Raw genomic sequence first — 19,705 nt, 5'->3', positions numbered from 1 at the left:
AGAAATATCTTAATAATGGGGTGTTGATTATTAACGGCTATTTTTATCAGGGTAAAGTGAAGGGTTGTGGGGTGTGCTCCAGCAGTCGAATTATCCAAGTACCAGATAAACTGCTACTCTATGGTCTATCTGGTCGCCACCTTTAAAAATGCAGGATTGTTGGCTACCCTAAGTCACATAGATTATTGGCGCTATCTCAATTCGTTGGGTTCATTTTATAGCCGCCTACCTGCAACTTAGCATTTATTGGGCAGAGAGACTTTTTACCGTATTAACCGGCAGGGAACCCGCGCGATGTTAAATATCAAAAAACACGGCGAACACCGTAAACTCTTTGGTGAGAAAAATATTCATGCTGTTTTTGAAGTCAGCCTATTGCTGAAAGCCATCTTGGCGATAATGGAGATTCTGGCGGGTATTTTAACCTTTTTTATCACGCCCCAGCTGTTACTTAATTTACTGCATCGCATTACTCAAGTTGAGTTTATCGAAGATCGTGGCGATGTGGTGGCGAATTATTTGTTGCATGCCGCACAAAGCCTTTCGGTAAGTAGCCTGCATTTTGCCGCATTTTATTTGTTAATTCACGGCGTGGTTAAGCTCTGGGTCATTATTGGATTATGGCGTAAAAAGCTGGGATATTATCCCGCGGCGATAGTGATTTTTAGCTTATTTATTGTTTATCAAATTTACCGCTATACCTTTACCCATTCAGTGTTGCTGCTCCTGATAACCTTGTTGGATTTGGTGGTTATTGTGCTGACCATACTGGAATACCGACAATTACGCCGTGTGCCTCCAGGCCCAAAGTGAGGTGGGGTCAATGGCGGTTTGGCTATCAACAAAATAAGGCAATCGGCGAGGACAAATAGCACCAACGCCGAGCATTATTAGACGGTTATAGCAAAATACGGCTAACACTCAGTCAGCAAAAATATGCGCCTGACCCACTATCGTCAAATCAACCATTAAGCCTGCGTGAAGTGCTTCCCGGCTGATGGTTTTGATGGCTATGGTTTCTTCATAACCCGCAATGGACAAGGTGAGTGTCGAGATAAAACCGGCAAAATCAATATTGATAATTTGCGCCAGACACTGCGTTGGGTGGGATGGGGCGCTGGATGATGGGGTAATAGTAATTTGCTCTGGCCGTAACATAATACGGGTTTGCCCACGGCGTTTGGTATCGTCAACCTTGACCCGACCTAGGGCGCAATCTGCCCAGCCGGCATCAATATAGGCAGGAAGAATCAGTGTTTCGCCTAAAAATGTTGCGGTGGGTTCATCTACCGGTCGCAGATAAAGCTCTTGTGGCGGGCCAACATGGGCCAGTTTCCCCCCGCGTATAACCGCCACCTGATCGGCAAACGACAGCGCCTCACCTTGGTCATGGGTGACTAAAATCGACGCAATATTAGCTTGTGCTAATAGCTCGGCCACCGCTTTGCGGGTAGAAGCGCGCAAGGCGGTATCCAAGGCTGAAAAGGGTTCATCCAACAGCATCAACACCGGGCGCTGTGCCAATGCGCGGGCGAGTGCCACTCGCTGTTGTTGTCCGCCAGATATCTCATGGGGCCAGAGTTGGGATAAGCGCCGGTCTAGCGCCACCATCTCCATTAATTCATCAACCCGCCGTGCTTTGTCCTGTTTTGTGCCCTTTAAGCCATAAGCAATATTGCCTGCCACTGTAAAATGTGGAAACAGCGCGCCATCCTGCGGGACAAAACCAATCCCTCTTTTATGTGCCGGGATGTAAGTGGAACTGTCAAAGAGCGGTTTCCCTTGCAAAATCACCTGGCCGCAATCTGGTATTTCGAAACCGGCAATGATCCGCAGTAAGGTGGTTTTACCCGATCCTGATGGCCCGACAATGGCGGTGCGGCTACCCGCCTTGACCTGCAAATCAATGCCGTCTAATACCTTCACCGATTGGTAAGATTTACCGATGTGTTGCAGTTCAAGTGTGCTCATAATCCTGCCGTGCGTTGAGATTGAGAATAAAGCAGCCAGGTTAGCGGCAAGGAAAGCGCCACCATGAGCAGTGCATAAGGTGATGCGGCGACATAATCTATTTCACTGGTCAATGCCCAGAAGCCGGTCGCCAGTGTTCGGGTGCCATTGGGGGCTAATAACAAGGTGGCGGTGAGCTCATTGGAAATAGCCAAAAATACCAAGGCGGCACCGGCAGCTGCCCCCGGTGCCGCCAGCCGTAAGGTGGTGCTCCAAATAGCCTGAGCGGGGGTTTTGCCTAAGCTGCGAGCTACATTTTCCAGCTCAATGGGGGCTTGTGCGATACCTGCCCGCAAACTGATTAAGGCGCGCGGGGTGAACATCAATAAATAAGCCAACAAAAGTGTAAATTCGGTTTGATAGAGTGGCCGGGCCATGCGGATGGTAATGGTCACTAACGCCAGCGCCACCACGATACCCGGCAGCGAACTGGTGACATAGTTGCAGCCCTCCATAATGCGGTGTAAACGCCCCGGATAGCGCACGGATAACCACGCCATCGGCACGGCACATAAGGTGATAATCACCGCGCCACTCACTGCCAACGCCAGTGTTTGCTTCAGTGCGGGGAGCAGTTCAGGGTTCAGCCATACCTCGATGCCCCCCAAATAGAGCCAGCGAGTCAGGGTGATAAATGGCACGCCCAATGAGAGCGCCACCATCGCCAGAGGCAGCAGTAAACACCCCAGGCTGAGGGCGGTGCCCATCGAATACGCAGTTTGGTGCCTGGCACTGCCAGAACCGACTCGGGCGTAGCGGTTATAGCCTCGGCTGGTGGCTTCGATTAACAATAATCCCAAACAACATAGGGCCAAAACCCCCGCTAACATATTTGCCGCCGGGCCATTAAATGTGGATTGAAATTGGTCAAAAATGGCGGTGGTAAAGGTATCGAAACGGATCATGGCATAAAGGCCATATTCCGCTAATAAATGCAGTGCAATCAGTATGGAACCGCCCCAAATTGCGAGTTTTAGCTGTGGCAATACCACCCGAAAGAACACTGCCGTAGGTGTGCTACCCAATGAGGCGGCCGCATCTTCAAGGCCGGGGTCAAGGCGACGCAAGACGGCGGAGGCCGGTAAATAAATAAAGGGAAAATAGGCGATAACAGAGATAAATATGCCAGCGCCCAGCCCATGCATTGAGGGCATTAAGCTAATCCAGGCATAACTTTGTACAAATGCAGGAACCGCCAGTGGGGCAATGGCCAGCAGTGACCAAATCCGCCTGCCGGGTAAGGTGGTGCGTTCTGTCAACCATGCCAGTGCCACGCCAATAATGGCGCATAAGGGCAAAGTGAAAACCACCAACAATGCTGTGTTGAGCAGCAATTCCCCTACCCGTGGGCGAAACACGAGTGCTTTGACGGTCGGCCAGCCGGTATCAATGGCAATCCCCATCACAAACCCCAGTGGCAGCAGGGAGAGCAGCGAAAGCAGCACCGCAATGGTCACAATGGCAAAACCGGGGCGACGGCTAAACTGGCGTTGGGTGGCCCGACTCAATGTGTTGGGGATAATATCGGTATTTATATTGGCCATAATCGTCAAGGCGCTCGGCGGGTTAAATGCCCGTCAAACCCATAGGGTGACGGGCTAAAAATACAATTTATCAGCAGATTAATGGTATTACAGCAGGCCTGCTTCTGTCATCAACTCAACCACTTTCTTGCTGTTCAGTTTAGAGGGTTCTACTTTAGGCGCATCCAAGTCTTGTAATGGCACTAATTTAGGGTTGGACGCAGCATCAACACCCACGGCATATTCAAATGCATTGTTGGTTCGCAACATTTCTTGACCAGATTTGCCGGTGATCCATTTTACGAATGCCTGTGCTTGTTCCGGGTGCTTACTGGATGCTAAAACGCCACCGCCGGAGATACTGACAAAGGCACCGGGATCTTGATGTTTGAAGTAATGCAATTGAGTCTTACCGCTGTTCTCGCCGGTTTTAGCCTGATCAACAAAACGGTAATAGTGATAGATAACCCCGCCATCAATTTGGCCAGCATTAACTGCTTTCATCACTGTGCTATTGCCTTTATAGGCAGTAGAGTTAGTTTTCATGGCTTTTAACCACTCCAAAGTGGCTTTTTCGCCCTTCAGTTCTAACATCGCGCTGACGATGGCCTGGAAATCTGCACCTGATGGAGAGGCAGCCCAGCGGCCTTTCCACTCAGGTTTCGCCAGATCCATAATGGACTTTGGCAGCTCAGCGGCACTGATTTTTTCCGGATTATAAACAAACACGGTGCTGCGGGCGGCAATGCCAGTCCAGCGGCCATGTTCGGGGCGATATTCTTTGGCAACCTGTGCTTGTGTTGCTGCATCCAGTGGGGCAAACAGCTTGGCATTATCTACCAATACCATCGCCGGGGAGTTCTCGGTCAGGAAAACATCGGCAGGTGATGCCGCACCTTCCTGAACCAGTTGATTACCTAATTCGCTATCTCCGCCATTACGCAGCGTTACTTTAATGCCGGTATCTTTAGTAAAACCATCAACCCAAGATTTCACCAGATTTTCGTGTTGCGCATTATAAACCACGATGCCTTCGTCATTGGATGCGGCATTGACGGAAAAGGTTAATATTATTGAAGAAGCTAACAGTGCAATTGAGCCGAGAGAAGAAAAACGTAACTTCATAAAGACATCCTTTGAGCGGTTCAGAGAAGAAAATAACAGCATTAGGCAATGGTGAAACAGCTCGATTGTATCGAAATAATCAAGTAATGATAGTGAAAATCATTCGTGTTATTTGCTACGAAATGTTTCATTTTGCGTGGGTAATTCCTTACTATTCAAGAGGTTTAATGGGGTATTTTCTGACTAACCGCTTTATGGGATGGCGAATTTCTTTATCAACAACCGCTGGCAACAGCACATTTTCCTGTTTGTGCTAGCCTGACAATGCCTTAACATAGCTATTACTTTTTGCATGGTTTATGGATATTCGATGCGTCACTTGGCTGTCATTCTTCCCTTACTCACTTTGCTTTGTGCCTGTAGTAGCAAGCCGACGCCTCCTGTTGCTGCCACGCCGTCAGATAACCTGACACAAAGTGGTTTTATACTCGAGCCCCAGCATATGGGTCACCTGCAAGAGGGTGATTTTGCTTATAATGCGGATACCGCCCGTTTTGTTGATAAAATGGTGCGTGAACACGGCTTTGACCGCCAGCAACTGCACGATGTATTGGCCCAAACTCAAAAGTTGGATTGGGTTATCCGTTTAATGGATAAACAAGCACCGACTTCAGGTCGTCCTTCCGGGCCAAATGGGGCCTGGAATCGTTATCGCAGCAAATTTATAACCCCGGATAATGTGCAAAATGGGGTTAATTTCTGGAATCAACACCAAGACGCTCTGCAACGTGCATATGAGGAATATGGGGTGCCGCCGGAAATTATCGTCGGCATCATCGGGGTTGAAACCCGCTGGGGCCGGGTGATGGGCAAAACGCGCATCATTGATGCCTTGGCAACGCTCTCCTTTGCCTATCCACGCCGTGCCGAGTACTTTACCGGCGAGTTGGAGACGTTCTTGTTGATGGCGCGCGCCGAAGGTAATGACCCGCTCAGTTTACAAGGCTCCTATGCCGGCGCGATGGGCTACGGCCAATTTATGCCGTCGTCGTTCAAAAGCTATGCAGTTGATTTTAATGGTAATGGACATGTCAATTTATGGGATCCCGTGGATGCCATTGGCAGTGTCGCCAATTACTTTAAATCACACGGTTGGACGAAAGGGGCGGCGGTCGCTATCCCTGCCAAGGGGCAAGCGCCCAATCTCGATAATGGCTTTAAAACCAAATACCCGGTTTCAACCTTGGCTGCGGCGGGGCTAAGCCCGACCAGTTCATTGGGTGATTATCAGGAAGCCAGCTTATTGCGACTGGATGTCGGCACGGGTTATCAATATTGGTATGGATTACCAAACTTCTACACTATCACTCGCTATAACCACAGCACGCATTACGCTATGGCGGTTTGGCAGTTAGGTGAGGCGGTAGGGCGGGCGCGTAGAGGATATTAATCCCGGTCGTCTGGGGCGCTACAGCTGTGTTGGCCGAATCACTTATTGATATCAGCAATTCGAGATTGATTTGCTTAGCGTCTTCTAGTGTTTGGTGACTTGAATTCTATAAAAATGGCCACTTGGTGTGGCCATTTTACTGTAACGTTATTCATTACATCAGATGTGAAATATCATCCGGGTTGACGGACGGTGGCGGCTTACGCCAGCCTTGGGTTAGCCAAAGCAGATAGATAAAGCCCGCCAGCAACCACAGTAAACCCACCTCCAGCGCGCGCTGTTCCAGATGAACCCACAGCCAGACCGACATCACAAAGCCCATCATGGGTAACAGCCCATATTTGAACATGGCGGCAGCGCCACGGCGTTTCTCATTGAAAATAAAGTGTTTTACAACACTTAAATTGACAAAAGTAAATGCGCCGAGTGCACCAAAACTAATCATCGACACCACTAAGTTCAAATCAAGGAACAAGGCCAGCAACGAAATAACCGCTACGAACAAAATAGCTCGCCACGGGGTGTGGAACTTTTTATGCAGATGGAAAAACACTTTGCGCGGCAATACTCCCTCACGGCCCATCGCATAGAAAATGCGCGACACACTGGTTTGTGCAGTCATGGCCGAGGCATAAACACCGGTCAGATAAGTGGCCATAAAGAAGTTATACATCCACTTACCGCCGACATGCTCGGAGATAATCAGACTGGCGGTATCCTGATGGGGAATTAACGATTTCCAGTCCGGATAGGCCAAATGTGCAGCATAGGACACGGCGATGAAAATGGTGCCAGCGCTTATCACAGTGAACAAAATTGCCCGTGGCAGGGTGCGTTTGGCGTCGTGTGCTTCCTCTGCCATCGTGGCGATGGCATCAAAACCGAGGAACGCCAGACACAATACGGCAGCCCCAGACAACAGGCCAGATAAGTCACCGGCATTCACCAACAGCGGCTTCATGAGGGCTTCTGGACTTAAATCTGCCTGACTGAAAGAAAGCGCAATAAATAAGACGATAAACACCATTTGTGCCGCGATCAGTGAGAAATTCACCGAGGTGAGCAAACGCACGCCGAGAATATTTAACAAACTGACACTGACGATAGACGCAATAATAAAGACCGGAGCAGGAATAGCCGGGAATGCCTCGTGCAAGAAAATGCCTAAAACCAAATAATTAAGGATTGGCAGGAACAGATAATCCAAAATTTGTGCCCAACCCACCAGAAAGCCGGTTTTTCCGCCAAAACTACGTTGAACATAAGAATAGGCGGAACCTGATAGCGGCATGGCGCTGGTCATCCGACAATAACTTAGGGCGGTAAACAGAATGGTGGCAACCGTCACCAGATAGGCGATGGGCAAGTGCCCTTGACTTAATACGGTCACCTGTCCATAGGTGGTAAATACACCTAGTGGCACCATGTAGGCGAGCCCGAAAGCGACCAGCGCGGGGGTTTTAAGCACTCTGCGCAACTGAATATTTTGTGGCATTACCCTATCATCTCCTGGTGTAAATAAGCACCGTCACGCTGCATTTTTATGCAGCTGTAAAACATAAAGGAGCGGATTTTGACACAAGGCTAACAGTAACGCCAATCACTTCCTTGTTACCCGGGATTGTTGTGCTGATTTTACTGGCCCACTGAGATAAATCCGTGGGCCAGTATAGCATTAGCGGGGGGTTAGGCTTGATACACCAAGTTACCGCCTATCAGTGTGGCTTCCACTTGTGTCTGATAAATTGTTGCTGGCGACTGTTCGAACAAATTGTTTTTCAGAATGATAATGTCGGCAAACTTACCGGCTTCCAATGAGCCAATATATTGCTCTTTGGCAATCATATACGCGGCATCAATAGTTGCTGAGCGTAATGTCTCAATAAGTGTCAAATCCCGGTCATTATCCAACCGAGGCCCGGCTGGATTGCCCTCCAGATCCCAGGCACGGCGGGTCATTCCCACTTGCAGATTGTACCATTCATCCAATCGGTCAATGGGCCAGTCGCTGCCATAAGCTACCCGCGCCCCTGCAGCCAGAAAACGCGCCGCCGGTTCCATATGTTGGAAACGGGTTTCACCCAGCATGGCGCGCTCCTCATCAATCAATACACCCGGTAAACCGGCCCACTGGAAAGACAGCACCGCAGTGGCACCGAGCTTGGCAAAGCGGTCATATTGATGGGCGGCGACCAGTTCATTGTGTGCTAATCCCGGCCGGATATCCTTACCCGGCAAGGCGGCACGCATGTGTTCGACGGCATCCAGCACCATCTCGATGGCACCATCCCCCACGGTGTGGGTGTGCGGATGAAGGCCAGCTCGCGCACATTCCAAAATCACGGCATTGACCATCGGCGCAGTAAAGTACAGGTCGCCATAATGGTCAGTATTTTGCCAGTCCGGCTGGTCTGATGTGCCCTGATTCGCCCGATAAGGCTCCAGTAGCGCGGCGGTCATGGTGGGCGGCTGTAGCACTCCGTCGATAAACAGTTTCAAATGGTCGACGGCAAAGCCCGGTGTCGGTGTCCAGGTATCACTTCCCCACAGGCGACCAAATTCAACCACTTCCTGCACGACCCGAGCGGCGTCTTCCGGCCCTTGTAAACTGTCTGGCGTCACCTCTTTGGCCCCCAGAACTCGCAGGGTTAGCTCGTTACGTTCATATAATTGGCGAAAGGCCAGCAATTGTTCTGCAAATACTCGGGTATCCATCACTGTCGTGACCCCTTGCGCATTCAGAACTTGCTGCACATGGGCGGCAATTTGCACGTTTTTTTCAGGTGTCGCGGAGGGAATGCTGTCAAAGGCGCGCATGGCGGGCGCATCTTCCAAAATACCTGTCAGCTGGCCTTGTGCATCGCGGGCAATTTTGCCGTCTGGCGGTACTGGGGTGTTTTCGTCAATCCCCAGCAGTTCAAGGGCTCGGCTGTTGGCCGCCAAGGTGTGGCAATCGTTAGAAAACAGGGCGACAGGGCGGCGAGTGTTGAGTGAATCCAGTGCGCTACGGCTCATATCCGCCCCCACCGGGATCATGGCCTGACGCTGCCAGGCGCGCACGGTTAGCCAGTCATCTTCACCTTTAAAAGGGTCGTTATCGAGATGCTGCTGGATAATATCCAGGGTTTGTTCAACACTCAGCGCGGCATAGTTGAGGTTGCAACCAATCAGCTGTTTACCTCCCCAAAACGGGTGCATATGGCTATCAATAAGGCCGGGCATCATAAACTTGCCCGCTAAATCGATAAGACGGGTTTTCGGCGTAGCAAACTGCTGGATAAGTTCTTCACCGCCAGTGGCCAAAATATAGCCTTCACCAATGGCGATAGCGCTGCAAACCTGATTATTGGCATCTGCCGTGTAAATTGTGCCGTTATAGTAAATAACATCGGCGACAGTAGGGTGTTGAATCATCATAATTTCCCAAAGCAAAGTATCCCCAGTGCCAGATAAATAAATTTGGGGGGATTGGGTGGGGTAAATAGCCATTATAGTCGGTATCTGCGGCAAAAACTGCCACAGTGAGATACCGGCAGCGGCAGGTGTGCAGTTACATTAATGGATTTTCGAGTAATTCGGTGTGCATGGCCGCCGCCAAATGGCGCAGTATTTCTGCTTGCGAAAAACCTAATTCGGTAAATTGGGTTAGCCCATCCAAACCACATACCAGCCCAATCAAACGCCATGCTACATCACTGGCATTGATATCTGAGCGGAATTCATGGCCAGCTACCCCTGAAGTAATGACATCTACCGTGGCCTGATGCCAGTCAGTCATGGAGGCGGCATAAGCCTGTTTAATCAGGTTATCCCGCTCCGCCAGTATGGAAACTTCATTCCACAGCCGGGTCTCTTGTTGACAGGCTTCATCTTGCGGGTAACCCAGCACCTGTACCAGCCGCTCACGGGCGGGTAAATTCTCACTGTTTAGCCTAAAGGTGGCTAAAGAGTGTTTCACTATTAACAGAAACACCTCCGCCCGCAGCTGTGACACCGAGGTAAAGTGGTGATGAACTTGCCCAACAGCAACACCGGCTTCACTGGCCACCCGGCGCACGGTGGTGGCGGTCATCCCTTCGGTTATCGCCACGCGCATCGCCGCCTGTAAAATAGTGTCATGCCGCTCTTCACGGTTTAAATAGGCCAAAAAGACTCCTTTAACGGGTTCACGGATGTTTTCGCCATTATGTGATGAATTGGACGCTAGTTCAACTTTCCGCTATTATCGCAATATTGAACAAGTGTTCAACACTGATATATACCCTATTTGAGCGTGTCTGTATGTCTAAAAAGTGGATGATTTTCTACGTTATTATTCTGATGTATCTCCCTGTTTCTATTGATGCGACGGTGCTGCATGTGGCGGCCCCTCGGCTGGGAATTGCCCTGTCTGCGACCGGCAGTGAGTTGCTGTGGATAATTGATATTTACTCCTTGGTGATGGCCTGTTTGTTGCTGCCAATGGGGGCGTTGGGGGATCGTATTGGCTTCAAACTGCTGGCTTTGTTGGGGTCGGTGCTGTTCGGCCTGGCGTCATTGGCGGCAGCTTTGGCACCTTCGGTGGCGGCACTGATTGCTGCGCGGGCCCTTTTGGCGGTTGGCGCAGCAATGATCTTGCCCGCAACGTTGTCGGCGGTGCGTCATATTTTTAACGATGAACGCGAGCGTGCGATGGCACTGGGTATTTGGGTCGCCATTGGCACTATGGGGGCGGCAATGGGGCCACTGGTGGGCGGGCTGTTAATGGAGTATTTCTACTGGGGGTCAGTGTTCCTGATTAATATCCCCATTATCATTGCCGTGGTGATTGCGACACTGTTAGTTATTCCTCATCAGCCGATGCGAACGGAGCAGACGTGGAAATTAGCCCCGGCGCTGGTCTTGGTGACGGCGATTCTGCTGCTGGTTTATGCGGCCAAAACCGGGTTACGCGGGGGGAGTGAGCCAGTGATGACTGGGCTGACGGCCATCTTGGGCGGGGTGATGTTATTGGCATTTGTTCGCCATCAGTTATCCACCTCAGCGCCGATGATAGATTTTCGTTTGATAAGCCAGCGGGTGATTGCGGTCGGCATGGCAATGGCAATGACGGCAATGATAACGCTGGTGGGTTTTGAATTACTCCTCACTCAAGAGTTACAGTTTGTCTTAGGGAAAACGCCACTTGAAGCGGGCATCTTTTTGCTGCCATTAATGATTGCCAGTGGTGTCAGTGGGCCGCTTTCTGGATGGCTAGTCGCCAGATTGGGATTGCGCACTGTAGCCAGTGCCGGTATTGCCTTGAGTTCAATGAGTTTTTTAGGCCTCGCCTACACGGATTTTGCCACACAAATTTATCTGGCATGGGGATGGATGATATTACTCGGCTTTAGTATTGAAGCGTCACTATTGGCCTCTACGGCGGCGATTATGAGTGCCGCGCCACCGGAAAAAGCCGGTGCAGCAGGGGCTGTGGAAGGTATGGCGTATGAACTGGGCGCGGGGTTGGGCGTTGCTATTTTTGGTTTGATGCTCTCACGGGCTTATACCGCCTCCATCCTGTTACCGCAGGATTTACCCGCCAACTTAACTCAACAGGCGAGCGCGTCTATCAGTGAAACCATTCAGGTGGCGAATAGCCTCGGTGGAGATACGGCTTTACTCGCCAGTGCTAAACTGGCCTTTTCGACCTCGCACAGTTTGGTCTTAGGCACTGCCAGTGGGTTGCTTATCCTGCTTGCCATCCTGGTGTGGTTCTCTATGCCGGGGAAAAGCCGGTCATCATGGGGGAATGCCCCAGGGCATGGCATCGCGGATAAACTGTCAGAGAGTTAATCTGAAGTAAATAGATAATCTGGTAATTAAGTCCTTACTTTTTAGTCATCACTGTTAGTGAACTGTGTGATATACCTATAAGCTGCATCTTTTAAAATGCAGGGGTGTTGGCGGTTATCACTGTAACAAGTCATTGAGTTATCTCAACTCCTTGGATTTATTTATATGCCGTCGGCCTGCAGTTCGGCATCTATTGGGTATAGTTAAGGTAGTGACTTGGATTTTGATATGTTGATGATGTCAAAACGGTATTCCAATAAAGAGTAAGGCTTTCTCTATGACAGAGCGGCAGTCCACAGCACAACTCGATATCGACAGTTCAGCTCAACCTGTCCGGGTCTCGGCCAAAGGGGATTGGGTGCTGGTGCATTACCGCGAGTTGGAGCCCCAAGTGGCACAATTGCGCGCCAATCTGCCCCACGGGGTGGTGTTTGATCTCAACCAATTAGGTGCTTTGGATACCGCGGGCGCGGCTTTGCTGGCAGTGCTTCTCGGTGAAGAACGTATCAGTCATCTTCGTGAACTTGCGCCCAATTTGCCGCAAGAACGGCGCGTGTTATTAGAAACCGTGAGCCAGGTTTTACCCAATATAGAACCCGAATCAACCGAAAAGCCGCCCGCATTTTGGCTTGAATTATTGGCCGGCACCGGCCGCACGGTGGACAATTTATGGCAAGATATCAAATCGTTACTCGGGTTTGTTGGCCTAACTCTTGAGACTCTGCTGGGCACGCTTTTTCGGCCCTCCCGCTGGCGAGTGACTTCGCTGATTGCCAATGTTCAGCAAATTGGTCTGAATGCGGTTCCTATCATTATGCTGCTGACGTTTTTGGTCGGGGCGGTTATTGCTTTCCTTGGTGCCACGGTATTGACCACCTTCGGCGCGGGTATTTTTACGGTCGATCTGGTGGTGTTTTCTTTCCTGCGTGAGTTTGCGGTACTGCTGACTGCCATTTTAATGGCCGGGCGCACCGCCAGTGCCTTTACTGCTGAAATCGGGTTGATGAAAGCCAATGAGGAAATTGACGCCATCCAAACCTTGGGGCTGAATCCGGTTGAATTGCTGGTGCTGCCTCGGGTCTTAGCACTGTTGATTTCATTACCCATGCTGACATTTATTGGCATGGTTTGCGGTATTTTCGGCGGGATGGTGGTCTGCGCTCTTGAGCTCAATATTTCGCCGACTATGTTTTTGTCAATTATGCAAAACAGTAACGGATTACAGCATTTTTTGGTGGGCATAAGTAAAGCCCCTATTTTCGCCTTCCTGATAGCCATCATCGGCTGTCTGGAGGGGTTTAAAGTCACTGGCAGTGCGGAATCTGTGGGGGAGCACACCACCACCAGTGTGGTGCAATCGATTTTTGTGGTGATCCTGCTTGATGCCATTGCGGCGCTATTTTTCATGGAAATGGGATGGTGAGCCACATGCCACAAGAACCTATTATTAAGGTGTCAGAAACCATTATTAAGACCCAAGAAGCTATTATTAAGCCACCAGAAGCCATTATTCAAATTCGCCATCTGGTGAACTGTTTTGGTAAACAATGTGTGCACCAAGACTTGGATCTGGATGTTCAGCGCGGTGAAGTTCTCGGTGTGGTGGGGGGCTCGGGTACCGGTAAATCTGTGCTGCTGCGCAGCATTGTAGGATTGCGCCGGCCAACCGATGGCCATATTCATGTGTTTGGGCAAGATTTAATGGCATTATCGGGCCTGGCACGATCTCGGGTTGAGCGGCGATTTGGCGTATTGTTTCAACGAGGTGCATTATTCAGTTCTCTGACAGTAACCGAAAACGTAGCATTGCCATTAATCGAAAATGCCGGTTTACCACGCGCCGAGGCCGAGCGCCTGGCACAGGTGAAGCTGGCATTGGCGGGGTTACCGCCAGGGGCGGGCAGTAAATATCCGGCCTCATTGTCAGGGGGGATGGTTAAGCGCGTAGCACTTGCCCGAGCGCTGGCTTTGGATCCGGATATCTTGTTTCTTGATGAACCGACGGCTGGCCTGGATCCCATTGGCGCGGCAGCCTTTGACAGTTTAATCCGCACCTTGCGTGATGCACTCAATTTGACGGTATTTTTGGTAACACATGACTTGGACACGCTCTATACCTTGTGTGACCGGGTTGCTGTGCTTTCACAAAAGAAAGTGCTGGTGGTGGATACCCTGGATAAAGTCGCGCAGACCAATGATGATTGGATCCAAGCGTATTTTCATGGCCCACGTGGGCGAGCTGCTTATCAGGCAGCGGCAACGACGAATAGTGAAGAGAGGTTGTAAATGGAAACCCGTGCTCATCATGTTGTCATTGGGTTGTTCACCCTCATTGTGGTCAGTGCCGCATTATTATTCTGCCTGTGGCTGACCGGTGCCGGCACTGATCGCCAGTTCAGATTGTACGATATTGTCTTCAATGAGCCGGTGAGTGGCTTATCGCAGGGGAGTACCGTGCAATACAGCGGCATTCGGGTCGGTGAAGTGACTCAATTGCGGTTAGACACCGATAACCCCACCCAAGTTTGGGCGCGAGTGCGTGTGTCGGCCTCCACACCTATCCGCGAAGATACCCAAGCCCGCCTGACGGTGGCCGGTATCACCGGGACGTCAAACATTCAATTCAGTAGCAGCAGCCAAGCAAGCCCCTTACTGGAAAGTAAAGATGGCGAAATTCCGGTCATTATTGCTACTCCGTCACCGATGAGCCAGTTGTTGGCTAATGGTGAGAACTTTATGAGCAATGCCAATGAAGTACTGGTGCGCCTTAACCAACTGCTGGAACCGGATAACCAGCAGCGCCTGATAACTACCTTGAATAATCTCGCCTTAATTACCCAGACGGTGGCAGACCAACGCCAAGACATTCGAACCCTGTTGCAGCAGTTGGCGCAAGCCAGTAAGCAAGCCAATGAGACACTGACTCAAACTAATCGCCTGCTACGCAATGCTAATGGGCTAATGGATGGGCAGGGGAAACAGCTGGTGAATGATGCGGCGAAGACAATGGCTTCTTTGCAAAATACCAGTGTCATCCTCAATAAACTGGTTAATGAAAATAAAACCTCACTTAACAATGGCATGCAAGGAATGAATGAACTTGGGCCCGCTGTTGATGAGTTGCGCAGAACATTAGCGACCTTACGTGCTGCTGTTTCTCGTTTGGAAGAAAATCCCTCGGCCTTGCTGCGCGGCCGTGAAAGAACACAGGAGTTTACGCCTCGATGAGATCTCTTAAGGTAATGCGCTCTGCTGGCCGTGGTACTTGGCTGCTGATGTTGGCGATGTTAGCGATGTTGCTGTCTGCTTGCACCATTTTGCCCTCGGCACCGGTTTCTCAGGTGTATCTGTTGCCGGTACCGGCGGCGACCACTGCGCCACATGGGCAGAGCGTCAATTGGTCGCTGCGGGTTTCGCAACCGGCAACTAACCAATTCATTAATAGCTCACGTATTGCTGTTCAACCTGAAGGGCAGGAAATTGCGGTCTATAAAAACTCACGCTGGACTGACCCCACCCCCATTTTGGTACGTAACCGGCTGATTCAGGAATTCCGCACGGATGGCCGCATCCCCGCAGTCAGCAGCGATGATGACAGCCTGCAGGCGGATGTCGAGTTGAGTGGTGATTTATCGGCGTTTCAGGGGGTTTATCTCGCGGGTAACAGTGAAGTGCTAATTCGCTTTGATGCCCGTCTGGTCAGAATTTCAGACCGCAGAATTATTGCAACCCGTCATTTTGAAATCCGCCAGCCGATTAAAGGCTCGCAGATGGATGAGGTGATTGATGCTTTTGGCTTGGCGAGCAATCAATTGGCTACTCAGGTACTGAACTGGACACTACAACAGTCTCCTCAGTAAATGCGTATTGCTAATTAATGGCACTCACAGCGAAAGGGTGGGCTAAGGGAGAAAGGATTCTCTTTATATTGAAGATAAAAGAAAATCATGAAAATCGTTTCTCCCAGCAAGTCCATGATAGGTTAGTAAACAGTGAAAATCCTATTTATTAGGAAATATCCTAATGAATAGACGCGCTGAGTAATACCTAAAAATACAAAAAAAACGCAGCAAAATTGCTCTAATTTATCAACCAGTGACATTTATTTCCGCTGAACTCCCTCGCTTGTCTACTGCACTAATGTCAGGTTAAGTAAAGTCCAACAATTATATTGTTCAAGTAATTGGCACCTTTTGCAAAATAATTGATGGCAGTGATTGAAATAAAACTTATAGCAAATAAGTGTTGATTTTATGTTTCATAATGTTTGACTATTACGCTATAAATTGAGCAAAAGGGAATCATTATGCTTTGGAAAAATACCAGGGATAAGTTTGGGTGTGTCACTATTAGTATCCACTGGTTGGTAGCATTAACAGTATATGCACTCTTTGCTCTTGGATTATGGATGGTGACGTTAGGCTACTATGATGGTTGGTATCATCAAGCACCTGAAATACATAAAAGTATCGGTTGTATTCTTTTTGCGGTGATGATATTTCGCGTGATTTGGCGCTTTATTTCACCACCACCAAAACCATTATTGAGTTATAGCCGCTTTACCCGAATTAGTGCGATATTGGCACATCTGATTTTATATATTGTGCTATTTAGCATTATGATCAGTGGCTATTTAATCTCGACAGCTGACGGGCAACCAATCAATGTATTTAACTGGTTTTCTGTACCTGCGACATTAACCGACTTACCTGATCAAGCTGATACAGCGGGTATGATACATCTTTATCTGGCTTGGGCTGTGGTAATACTTTCACTATTACATGGACTGGCCGCGATTAAACACCACTTTATTGATGGTGATATTACCCTTAAACGGATGCTGGGACGTAGCACCGATTAACCAACTATTATGGAGAGTTAAGTATGTTTAATAAGACCCTATTGGGCCTGACTGTAGGTGCACTGATGTTTACAGCAGGTAGCGCCGTAGCCGCCGACTATAAAATCGATAAAGAAGGTCAACATGCCTTTATCGAATTCCGGATTAAACACTTAGGCTATAGCTGGTTATACGGCAGCTTTAATGATTTTGATGGCTCTTTTACTTTTGATGAGAAAAATCCTGCTGCTGATAAAGTTAACGTCGTGATTAACACCAACAGTGTAGATACTAACCATGCAGAACGCGATAAACACTTAAGAAGTAAAGATTTCCTGAATGTAAGTAAATTCCCACAGGCCACATTTGAATCTACTGAAGTGAAGAAAAATGGCGAAGGTTATACCATAGTCGGTAACCTGACTTTAAATGGGGTGACTAAGCCGGTGACTCTGGAAAGCCAATTGACCGGTCAGGGCAAAGACCCTTGGGGTGGTTATCGTGCCGGTTTTGAAGCTAACGGCAATATTAAGTTGAAAGATTTTAATATCACCACAGATTTAGGCCCCGCTTCACAGGAAGTCGAACTGATTCTGTCAGTTGAAGGTGTACAGGCTAAATAACGTTATTAAAGATTAGCACGGTTAATATCAAAAGGAGTCTTTGGCTCCTTTTTTGTGATATTCACTTAGCCTTAATCTGATAGAAAGGCCCATTAGCCACAGAGTCTCTAATAATGAGGTCAGATTGGAAAGTATTCTCGTTTGATAAATATCCACCATCCAACATTGATATCAGCCGGTTGATAACTTCATTTATCATATCGCTAACGGGATCTTTTATACTGGATAACGGAGGCAGCAAGAAAGGTGCAATAAGAATATTATCGAAGCCAATGATCGATATCTCCTCAGGAACATTAATTCCTGATTCATTTAATTTTTTCATTGCCCCAATTGCCATATCATCATTGCTGGCGATAATAGCGCTAAAAGGTGATTTATGTGTTAATAAAAGTTCTACTGCCGCCGCACCACTGGTGGGTGTCCATTTCCCCTGAACAATAAGTTCATCTCTTACGGGTAAAGAAAAATCTATTAATGCAGCTTTGTAACCAGAAAGGCGCTCTATAGCAGTAGGTGAATCAAGTGAACCAGTAATAAATGCAATATCTTGATGTCCGTGTTCAATAAGATATTGCGTCGCACTATAACTAGAACCTTTATGATCGCAGGAAATACAATGGCTGTGATTTTTCCGCAGTTTTCTGTTCACCACCATAATAGGTTGCTTATACTTATCAATAATAAGATCCAAAGCATCAACAGTTAAAAAACGCGGATAGATTATGATTGCATCACAACGTAGATCGAGTAGAAACTGAATTGCCTCTTGTTCTTCTTGCGCGCTGTGTTTCCCATCAACCAGCACTAATTGACGACCATTACTTTCTAATTTTTGTGCCGCTTGAGAAAGTATTTCATTAAAATAGCTACCGCTATACAAAGTATTGGTCACGACAAAACCAATACATTCAGATTTGTTGGTTGCCAAGTTTCTAGCCAGCAAATTGGGTCGATATCCCGTCTCATCAATGGCTTTAAATACCTGATCTTTAGTCGCGGGACTAACATAACCTTTGCCCGACAAAACACGTGAAACAGTGGCTTTTGATACACCGGCTTTTTTTGCCACTTCTTGCATTGTTGGCATGGGGTTTTCCTGACCTGTTGAATATTGTTGTCATTCTATACCCTTCGCCCTTGAAATTGCAGGGGTGTTAGCTGCATTCACTCACCCGCATCACATACTTGAGTATGCTCATCGGGATTCATTTACTGGCTGCCTACCTGCAATCCCAAGTTCATTGGGTATTCCCTTGGTTTTGAAATTGCAGGGGTGTTAGCTGCGTTCACTCACCCGAATCATGGGCGAGCTGGTAAGTGAATGCTAAATTTTAACGCGGGAATAAAGCTCAATTAGATTTTTGGCTTGATACTTCCCGTATATATTTGTCCGGTGGGAACTCACGGTCTTGTTACTGATCCCAAGTAATATACCAATCTCTTTATTTGACAGCCCAGAAAGCAGGTGGCGACAGATTTCACTTTCTCGATGAGTCAGCGCTGTTTTATCTTTGTGAGTACAAAGTGTTTTCTCAGCAGATATCTTGGTCTTTTGCACAGCTTTAAAACAAAAAATCAATTGATAGAACATTGTTTCAATTTGACTTTGTGACGCAGTTTTGCTGAGTATAAATGGCGATACTTGCTTTAGTGTTGTATAGCTTCCTGAACCTTCAGATTCAGAAGTAAACAAAAATAGGCGACAGTGACTTACCTTTTCTTTAGCTAATTTAAACAGGCGGAATTGTTCAAATTTTTCAATGCCGTCAAGGTCAAAGATAATTATAGGGTTATCTTGTTCCTGGATCTCATTTTCAAACTCAGATAATGAATAGCAGATACGAATGCTCACATTGCCACGCTTTGAGCGCATGATTGATATGTTTTCAATTGCTTGTTTTAAATAAAATCGAACCAAGTCATATTGGCTGAAGATAATAACGTTATTCATAAACAGTCTCTTTTATTAGCACGTTAGATTAACCCGTAATAAAATTGCCTATTCCTTGATATGGCAATTCGCAGGGATGAAGCCAGTGGGAATGTAAAGAGAGAAGTAAACTTATATTAAAAGCGGGGCGCCTTACCTTTAAGATAATAATTTCGATTAATCAAATTCAAATTCAAATTCAATTTTAATGATGCTCGTTTACCAGAAGAACAATTTTGTGACCCATCCGACTATTTTTCACTCTTGATTTACTATAAGAAAAATCATGGTTATTGAAAAGTCACTTTTATTTTCATACGATGCTAAAATGTCATACATTTAAAAAAACACATAAAAAACAAAAAGATAAAAAACAAGATTAGTCTCTTATCTTAATTAATAATGAAGAGTGTTTTTTTTTGCTAGGAATATTAGCCTTATTATCCT

General features: G+C 47.9%; 17 protein-coding genes. 9 read left to right on the top strand and 8 right to left on the bottom strand.

The genetic code is table 11. The features are described from left to right. The first annotated feature begins 294 nt into the window (after window positions 1–294). Window positions 295–813 (top strand): DUF2127 domain-containing protein, encoded by a 519-nt coding sequence (locus YROHD0001_RS05125; protein WP_032817413.1) that lies wholly within the window; start codon window positions 295–297, stop codon window positions 811–813. Between the two features lie 108 nt (window positions 814–921). On the opposite strand, the gene YROHD0001_RS05130 is transcribed toward YROHD0001_RS05125, so the two are convergent. From YROHD0001_RS05130 to YROHD0001_RS05140, 3 genes are all read right to left on the bottom strand, one after another. After that, window positions 922–1,971, bottom strand: a complete 1,050-nt coding sequence (locus tag YROHD0001_RS05130) for an ABC transporter ATP-binding protein (protein ID WP_032817411.1) — start codon at window positions 1,969–1,971, stop codon at window positions 922–924. After that, the gene (locus tag YROHD0001_RS05135; protein WP_004715657.1) at window positions 1,968–3,554 is read right to left on the bottom strand and encodes an ABC transporter permease; all 1,587 of its coding nucleotides are present in this window, start codon (window positions 3,552–3,554) and stop codon (window positions 1,968–1,970) included. Before YROHD0001_RS05135 ends, YROHD0001_RS05130 begins: the two co-directional genes overlap by 4 nt. 87 nt (window positions 3,555–3,641) lie before the next feature. Next, a complete protein-coding gene (locus YROHD0001_RS05140) occupies window positions 3,642–4,658 on the bottom strand; it encodes an iron ABC transporter substrate-binding protein (protein WP_032817409.1) in 1,017 nt (338 codons plus the stop codon). A gap of 310 nt (window positions 4,659–4,968) precedes the next feature. On the opposite strand from YROHD0001_RS05140, the gene mltB reads away from it, so the two are divergent. Then, window positions 4,969–6,048 carry a lytic murein transglycosylase B gene (gene mltB, locus YROHD0001_RS05145; RefSeq protein WP_004715655.1) on the top strand — a complete coding sequence of 360 codons (1,080 nt, stop codon included), beginning with the start codon at window positions 4,969–4,971 and terminating at the stop codon, window positions 6,046–6,048. Between the two features lie 154 nt (window positions 6,049–6,202). Here the strand turns inward: mltB and YROHD0001_RS05150 are convergent, their stop codons facing one another. The 3 genes from YROHD0001_RS05150 to YROHD0001_RS05160 all read right to left on the bottom strand — a co-directional run bounded on the left by YROHD0001_RS05150 (window position 6,203) and on the right by YROHD0001_RS05160 (window position 10,195). Further along, the gene (locus YROHD0001_RS05150) at window positions 6,203–7,543 is read right to left on the bottom strand and encodes an APC family permease (protein ID WP_004715654.1); all 1,341 of its coding nucleotides are present in this window, start codon (window positions 7,541–7,543) and stop codon (window positions 6,203–6,205) included. A 191-nt stretch (window positions 7,544–7,734) separates the two neighbouring features. Then, window positions 7,735–9,462: an amidohydrolase gene (locus tag YROHD0001_RS05155; RefSeq protein ID WP_032817424.1), complete on the bottom strand. Its 1,728-nt coding sequence runs from the start codon at window positions 9,460–9,462 to the stop codon at window positions 7,735–7,737. Window positions 9,463–9,598: 136 nt separating this feature from the next. Next, on the bottom strand, window positions 9,599–10,195 hold the full coding sequence (locus tag YROHD0001_RS05160; protein ID WP_004715652.1) for a TetR family transcriptional regulator: 597 nt from the start codon (window positions 10,193–10,195) through the stop codon (window positions 9,599–9,601). 134 nt (window positions 10,196–10,329) lie between these two features. On the opposite strand from YROHD0001_RS05160, the gene YROHD0001_RS05165 reads away from it, so the two are divergent. From YROHD0001_RS05165 to YROHD0001_RS05195, 7 genes are all read left to right on the top strand, one after another. Then, the gene (locus tag YROHD0001_RS05165) at window positions 10,330–11,862 is read left to right on the top strand and encodes a SmvA family efflux MFS transporter (protein ID WP_042542290.1); all 1,533 of its coding nucleotides are present in this window, start codon (window positions 10,330–10,332) and stop codon (window positions 11,860–11,862) included. Window positions 11,863–12,139: 277 nt separating this feature from the next. Continuing rightward, on the top strand, window positions 12,140–13,285 hold the full coding sequence (locus YROHD0001_RS05170; RefSeq protein ID WP_004715650.1) for an MlaE family ABC transporter permease: 1,146 nt from the start codon (window positions 12,140–12,142) through the stop codon (window positions 13,283–13,285). 5 nt (window positions 13,286–13,290) lie between these two features. Beyond that, window positions 13,291–14,148: an ABC transporter ATP-binding protein gene (locus tag YROHD0001_RS05175; protein WP_004715649.1), complete on the top strand. Its 858-nt coding sequence runs from the start codon at window positions 13,291–13,293 to the stop codon at window positions 14,146–14,148. After that, window positions 14,149–15,090: an MlaD family protein gene (locus YROHD0001_RS05180; RefSeq protein WP_004715648.1), complete on the top strand. Its 942-nt coding sequence runs from the start codon at window positions 14,149–14,151 to the stop codon at window positions 15,088–15,090. Next, the gene (locus YROHD0001_RS05185; RefSeq protein WP_032817407.1) at window positions 15,087–15,722 is read left to right on the top strand and encodes an ABC-type transport auxiliary lipoprotein family protein; all 636 of its coding nucleotides are present in this window, start codon (window positions 15,087–15,089) and stop codon (window positions 15,720–15,722) included. Before YROHD0001_RS05180 ends, YROHD0001_RS05185 begins: the two co-directional genes overlap by 4 nt. 446 nt (window positions 15,723–16,168) lie before the next feature. Continuing rightward, window positions 16,169–16,723 carry a cytochrome b gene (locus YROHD0001_RS05190; protein ID WP_004715645.1) on the top strand — a complete coding sequence of 185 codons (555 nt, stop codon included), beginning with the start codon at window positions 16,169–16,171 and terminating at the stop codon, window positions 16,721–16,723. Window positions 16,724–16,746: 23 nt separating this feature from the next. Next, window positions 16,747–17,325 carry a YceI family protein gene (locus YROHD0001_RS05195; protein ID WP_004715644.1) on the top strand — a complete coding sequence of 193 codons (579 nt, stop codon included), beginning with the start codon at window positions 16,747–16,749 and terminating at the stop codon, window positions 17,323–17,325. A 61-nt stretch (window positions 17,326–17,386) separates the two neighbouring features. Here the strand turns inward: YROHD0001_RS05195 and YROHD0001_RS05200 are convergent, their stop codons facing one another. Continuing rightward, window positions 17,387–18,415 (bottom strand): LacI family DNA-binding transcriptional regulator, encoded by a 1,029-nt coding sequence (locus YROHD0001_RS05200; RefSeq protein ID WP_032817405.1) that lies wholly within the window; start codon window positions 18,413–18,415, stop codon window positions 17,387–17,389. Between the two features lie 237 nt (window positions 18,416–18,652). Further along, the gene (locus tag YROHD0001_RS05205) at window positions 18,653–19,279 is read right to left on the bottom strand and encodes a helix-turn-helix transcriptional regulator (protein ID WP_004715641.1); all 627 of its coding nucleotides are present in this window, start codon (window positions 19,277–19,279) and stop codon (window positions 18,653–18,655) included. Window positions 19,280–19,705: the final 426 nt, after the last annotated feature.

Source organism: Yersinia rohdei ATCC 43380, from assembly GCF_000173775.1.
GTDB lineage: Bacteria > Pseudomonadota > Gammaproteobacteria > Enterobacterales > Enterobacteriaceae > Yersinia > Yersinia rohdei.
The sequence above is the reverse complement of the archived record's forward strand: the minus strand, read 5'-3'. Positions and strand labels throughout refer to the sequence as shown.